Annotated in this window: 2 protein-coding genes; both read left to right on the forward strand. The window is 39.8% G+C overall.

Annotated features, from left to right (window positions below; genetic code table 11):
* Nucleotides 1-4,473, forward strand: a 4,473-nt coding sequence (locus SORDD24_RS01240; protein WP_155720116.1) for an Ig-like domain-containing protein, incomplete at its 5' end; no start/stop codon positions are given.
* A gap of 594 nt (nt 4,474-5,067) precedes the next feature.
* Nucleotides 5,068-7,104, forward strand: a 2,037-nt coding sequence (locus SORDD24_RS01245) for a Spy0128 family protein (protein WP_269139582.1), incomplete at its 3' end; no start/stop codon positions are given.

Below are 7,104 nucleotides of genomic sequence, written 5' to 3' on the forward strand. Positions count from 1 at the left end.
AATGGGGAACAAGCCAGTCGTGAACGTTATAAGGCCCAACCAGACGGTTCTTGGATCCGCAGAGCCTTTAACGGTAAAGGTGTTGCCATTGTTAAATCAACTGAGCAAGCAGGTAAATTCACTCTAACAGCCCATTCAGATCTCTTGAAATCTGGTCAAGTAACGGTCTTTACTGGTAAAAAAGAAGACCAAGAAAAGACCGTTCTCGGAACAGAAGTACCAAAAGTACGTACTGTTATTGAGAAAGAACCAAAAATGCCGAAGACAGTCGGTTTTATCTACAGTGATGGCAGTCGTGAAAAACGTCCAGTAACTTGGTCTTCAGTTGATGTGAGCCAAGCAGGAGTTGTGACTGTTAAAGGTATGGCAGATGGACGCGAAGTTGAGGCCCGTGTCGAAATTCTAGCAATCGCAAATGAGCTTCCAACTGTTAAGCGTGTTGCTCCAGGAACAGACTTGAGCGCTGTTGACAAATACGTTTCTATTGCTGTTACGGATGGAAGCGTACAAGAATATGAAGTTGATAAGTGGGAGATTTCGGAAGCAGATAAAGCTAAACTGTCAGTTGCAGGATCACGTATTCAAATGACTGGTCAACTGGGTGGTGAGACTATTCACGCTACCCTTGTGGTAGAAGAAGGTAATCCTGCGGCTCCTGCAGTACCAAATGTAACTGTTGGTGGCGAATCTGTCACTGGTCTTACTACTCAAACTCCAATGCAATATCGAACTCTTGCTTACGGTGCATCCTTGCCAGAAGTTGTAGCAAGTGCTGAAAATGCGGATGTTACTGTAGTCCAAGCAAGTGCAGCAAACGGCATGCGTGCAAGCATCTATGTTCAACCAAAAGATGGTGGCCCTCTTCAAACCTATGCAATTCAATTCCTTGAAGAAGCACCAAAAATTGACCATTTGAGTCTACAAGTGGAACAAGCTGACAGCCTCAAAGAAGACCAAACAGTCAAATTGTCTGTCCTTGCCCACTATCAAGATGGAACACAAGCAGTTTTACCAGCAGATAAAGTAACCTTCTCTACAAGTGGTGAAGGGGAAGTCGCAGTCCGTAAGGGAATGCTTGAATTGCATAAGCCAGGAGCAGTCACTCTGAAAGCGGAATATGAGGGAGCTAAAGGCCAAGTTGAACTCACTATCCAGGCCAATACTGAGACGAAGGTTGCGCAATCTATCCGTCCAGTAAATGTAGTGACAGACTTGCATCAAGAACCTACTCTTCCAACAACAGTAACTGTTGAGTATGACAAAGGTTTCCCTAAAACTCATAAAGTCATTTGGCAAGCCATTTCGAAAGAAAAACTAGACTCCTATCAAACATTTGAAGTACTAGGTAAAGTTGAAGGAATTGACCTTGAAGCGCGTGCTAAAGTCTCTGTAGAAGGTATCGTTTCAGTTGAAGAAGTCAGTGTGACAACACCAATCGCAGAAGCGCCACAATTACCAGAAAGTGTTCGTACCTACGATTCAAATGGTCACGTTTCATCAGCTAAGGTTACTTGGGATACGATTCGTTCAGAGCAATACGCCAAGGAAGGTGTCTTTACAGTTAATGGTCGCCTAGAAGGTACGCAATTAACAACTAAACTTCATGTTCGCGTATCTGCTCAAACTGAGCAAGGAGCAAATATTTCTGACCAATGGACAGGTTCAGAATTGCCACTTGCCTTTGCTTCAGACTCAAATCCAACCGATCCTGTTTCAAATGTCAACGATAAATTGATTTCCTTTAATGACCGACCAGCCAACCGTTGGACAAACTGGAATCGTACTAATCCAGAAGCTTCAGTCGGTGTCCTATTCGGAGATTCAGGTATCTTGAGCAAACGTTCTGTTGATAATCTAAGTGTCGGATTCCACGAAGACCACGGAGTTGGTGTACCTAAGTCTTATGTGATTGAGTATTATGTTGGTAAGACTGTTCCAACAGCTCCTAAAAATCCTAGCTTTGTAGGTGAGGAAAACCATGTCTTTAACGATCCTGCAAACTGGAAAGAGGTAAGCAATCTCAAAGCACCAGCTCAATTAAAAGCTGGAGAAATGAATCATTTCAGTTTTGATAAAGTTGATACCTATGCGGTTCGCATTCGTATGGTTCGACTTGATAGCAAGAAAGGAACATCTATCACAGAGGTACAAATCTTTGCGAAACAAGTTGCGGCAGCCAAACAAGGACAAACGAGAATCCAAGTTGACGGTAAAGACTTAGCAAACTTCAACCCTGATTTGACAGACTACTATCTTGAGTCTGTAGATGGAAAAGTTCCTGCAGTAACAGCAAGTGTTAGCAACAATGGTCTTGCGACGGTTGTTCCAAGCGTTCGTGAAGGTGAGCCAGTTCGTGTCATCGCGAAAGCTGAAAATGGTGACATCTTAGGAGAATACCGTCTACATTTCACTAAGGACAAAGACTTACTTTCTCGTAAACCTCTTGCTGCGGTTAAACAAGCACGTTTGGTACAAGTAGGTCAACCACTTGAATTGCCAACTAAGGTTCCGGTTTACTTCACAGGTAAAGATGGCTATGAAACAAAAGACTTGGCAGTTGAATGGGAAGAAGTTCCAGCAGAAAATCTGACAAAAGCAGGTCAATTTACAGTTCGAGGTCGTGTCCTTGGTAGTGACCTCGTTGCGGAATTCTCTGTACGAGTGACAGACAAACTTGGTGAGGCTCTCTCAGAAAACCCTAACTATGATGAAAATAGTAACCAAGCCTTTGCCTCAGCAACTAATGATATTGACGACAGTTCTCATGACCGTGTTGACTATATCAATGATAGAGATCATTCTGAAAATCGTCGTTGGACAAACTGGTCTCCAACACCATCTTCTAATCCAGAAGTATCAGCGGGTGTGATCTTCCGTGAAAATGGTAAGATTGTAGAACGGACTGTTGCTCAAGCCAAACTTCACTTCTTTGCAGATAGTGGTACGGATGCACCATCTAAACTCGTTTTAGAACGCTATGTCGGTCCAGAGTTTGAAGTGCCAACCTACTATTCAAACTACCAAGCCTACGACGCAGACCATCCATTCAACAATCCAGAAAATTGGGAAGCTGTTCCTTATCGTGCGGATAAAGACATTGAAGCCGGTGATGAAATTAACGTTACCTTTAAAGCTGTGAAAGCCAAAGCCATGAGATGGCGTATGGAGCGCAAAGCGGATAAGAAGGGTGTTGCGATAATTGAGATGACCTTCCTTGCTCCAAGCGAATTGCCTCAAGAAAGCACTCAATCGAAGATTCTTGTAGATGGAAAAGAACTTCCTGATTTCGCTGAAGATCGCCAAGACTACCAAATCACCTATAAAGGTCAACGTCCAAAAGTCTCAGTCGAAGAAAGTAATCAAGTAGCTTCAACAGTTGTAGATAGCGGAGACGATAGCCTTCCAGTACTTGTTCGTCTTGTTTCAGAAAGTGGAAAACAAGTCAAGGAATACCGTATCCAGTTGACCAAGGAAAAACCAGTTTCTGAGAAGACAGTTGCTGCTGTACAAGAAGAACTTCCAAAACTCGAATTTGTTGAAAACGATTTGGCCTACAAGACAGTTGAGAAAAAGGATTCAACGCTGTATCTAGGAGAAACTCGTGTAGAACAAGAAGGAAAAGTTGGTAAAGAACGTATCTTCACATCGATGAATCCTGACGGCACTAAGGAAGAAAAACTTCGCGAAGTGGTAGAGGCTCCGACAGACCGCATCGTCTTGGTTGGAACAAAACCAGGAACCGCTCTTCCAGAAGATGAAGTGAAGAACCTAGTCCTTAACAGACCAGAACTTGTAGTCGAAGAAGAAACCATCGACTTCAAGGTTCAGGAGCGTAAGTCTGATAAGTTGTATCTAGGAGAAACTCGTGTCCTCCAAGAAGGAAAACAAGGTGTCCGTCTTCACTTGATTGAAGTGGAAAATGGAAAACGTCAGCTTAAAGAAACTTACGATAAAGTCGTTGCTCAAGATCGTATTGTAGAAGTTGGTACTAAACCAGGAACTTCTCTTCCAGAAGATGAAGTGAAGAACCTCGTTCTTAATCTTCCAGAGCTTATCTCAGAAGAAGAAATCATTGATTTCAAAGTTCAGGAACAAAAGAATGACAAACTTCCAGCAGGTCAAACTCGCATCCTTCAAGAAGGAAGACAAGGTATCCGTGTTCACTTAATCGAAGTTGAAAATGGCAAGCGAACTGAAAAAGAAAGCTATGATAAAGTTATGGCTCAGGATCGCATCGTCGAAGTTGGTACAGCTGGTGAAACGACCAAACCAGTACCTCAAGAAATTACAAAACCACAAGTATCAGAAAAAGCAGATACAAAAGAAATTGCTTCAAGTAAAGCTAATCAAGCTCAAAAAGAGCAGTTGCCAAATACAGGAAGTGAATCTGGACAAGCTGCATTAGCAGCAGGTTTAGCTCTTCTAGCGTTAGGTGCAGGTCTTGTAGCAACTAAACGAAGAAAAGAAGATTAATCTCATTTAGTAGCCAATAAGTACAGTAAAGAAAGATCAGGGATAACCCCCTGGTCTTTTTTTGTTTTCCTGTGTATGACTAGAGAGAGTTCCCGGTGAAGAAGTTTCGAAAATGAACACTATAATCAACTATATTAATTATAGATTAAAATAATATTGATTAAGTAAAATAAAAATGGTTAAATATAAATGCTAAGATAAATCAAACATTTAAAATGATGTAAATTTTCTGATATATTTTTTTTGAGTCTATTTTTGAATTATATAAAATTCCTATAAAAAAAGGTTTTTACATGTAAAAATATCCTTTTTGATATCTAGTTTAAATTTCCGATATTATATTAACACTCTGTCAACATTTTGTTTAAACATTTACATGTTATAAATAAAAAAACTTATAAAATTGTATTATAATAGATTCAAAGGGGGTTGATATATTAAATAAAGCAACCGTTATCGCTAAAGAGGTTGAAGTATAACCTTATTTATACTAAACCTCTTGTTCTTTGCTCAGTTTGAAAGGAGTGACCTATATTGGGAATTAAAAATCATAGTTGGCATTTTAGATGATTCTATTTTTTAGAAAGGAAGATTATGAAAATCAAGAAACTTTGGTTATACATCCTAACTTCCCTAGCATGTTTACTGGCATTTGTTTTTGCTCCGCACAATGTAGAGGCAAAGGAATTAAAGAATGTTATTAGCAATATTGGGATTTGGGAAGTTGACAATGGGAAATTTACAAAACCAGATGCAAATGGGGTCTATAACCTTTCACCAGAACACCACAATTACTCCAACTATAAGTTTGTTGTAGATTATGATTTAAGTGCATATGATGGTAAGTTAGAGGATGGTGATAGCTTTACATTTACTGTTCCAAGTCCATTAACTGTTAGAGATGAGACTTTTGAACTCAAAGATAAAGAGACAGATCTTGTTATTGGTGAAACCAAAATTGTCTCAAATGGAGATAACAATGGTGGTAAGGTTACCATTACTCTACAAAATCTAAAAACCTATCTTGAGAAAAAGAAGGGAATTCATGTTCAACATGTCAGAGGGACTTTCTATGTTGGCTTTAGTTCTAAAAATGAACTGAGCAGTGAAACTCTTCGTTTTGAAAAGAGTGAAACTATTAATGAAATTACCCATCAGATTAAGGTCAAAAAAGGGGGAGCCTCTGATTATTCTGAAGGAATTGGACGTGCAAATTTTAGTAAATATCATGGTTTAATTTATAAAGAAGATTGGACTTCTAAAACTTTAAATAAGAGTGGCCACTATCTACATAGTTGGTATGTTAGGGTTAATCCAAAACAAGCCGCCTACAATAAAATTGAAATTCGTGATTGGGTGGATCCAGACGCTTCGCCAATGCAGATGATTCCTGAAACAATCAGTGTTATAGCAGGATGGTACAACCAATCTTACTATCTGAAAGATGAGAAAGTTTTGGAAGAAGGTAAGGATTACCAGATTAAATGGAATGAGTCCTATACTGAATTTACGATTACCATCAATAATGCTTCTTCTATTATAGCTAAGAATGGGAAACCAGCCGCCTTCCGTATCGGCTATAAAACAACTGCGCCAGCAGATGGTACTAAGGTTCAGAACAATCTTGAAGTAAAAGGGAATGATCAAGTTCTTGAGTTTCAGGATTATAGCAGCAAAACGATTTATAAACAGATTGGAAATTCGATCATCACCTCTGGTGGTACAATTCAGTTGGAGACTGCATACAAAATCATTGTTTATAAGGTAGACGAAGTAACTCAAGCCAGACTTAAAGGAGCTAAATTTAAGATTACTCCTCCAGCAGGTGCTACTGCCAAAGAAGAGATTGTGACGACAAATGATGACGGTATCGCAGAATCATCCATTTATTCAGAGAGTGATATTAAGAAAGGGAACTTCACAGTAACTGAAATTGAGGCTCCTGAAGGATATGAACTGAATCCCACTCCATTTGAGATGACTGTAGGAAAAGACGGTGCAATTCGAACAGTCACGAACAAACGCAACAACACAAAAGCTCAAATCCAAGCAATTAAAAAATTGACTGGTCGTGTTATGAAAGCTGGAGAGTTTGAATTCGACTTGTTCGATGATAAGACAAACAAGGTTGTTGAAACAGTAACAAATGATGCGGAAGGAAATATCAACTTTGCTGAATTAACATTTGACAAAGCTGGTACATACAACTACCACATCGTTGAGAAAAAAGCGAACACAACTGAAAAAGGTGTTACTTACGATGCCAACCCTGTTGGCGTTACAGTTACTGTAACAGCAGATGCTGAGGGCAAATTGTCTGCAGCTGTCGCTTACGAAAACGACGATAAGACTTTTGAAAACACATACGCTGCTGAGAAAACTCCAGCTCTTATTGAAGTGACAAAAGCTCTTACCGGTCGTATCTTGAAAGCTGATGAGTTTGAGTTTGTCTTGAAGAATGACGAAGATGGCTCAGAAGTTCAAAAAGTGAAGAACACTGCGGATGGCAAAGTGGCATTCGCTCCAATCGAATACACTAAAGCTGGTACTTACAAGTACACTATCGTTGAAACTAACGCTGGACAAACTATTGACGGTGTAACATACGATAGTCTCGAAGTGAAAGTCACA

This window comes from Streptococcus oralis (genome assembly GCF_001579175.1).
Taxonomy (GTDB): Bacteria; Bacillota; Bacilli; order Lactobacillales; family Streptococcaceae; genus Streptococcus; species Streptococcus oralis_O.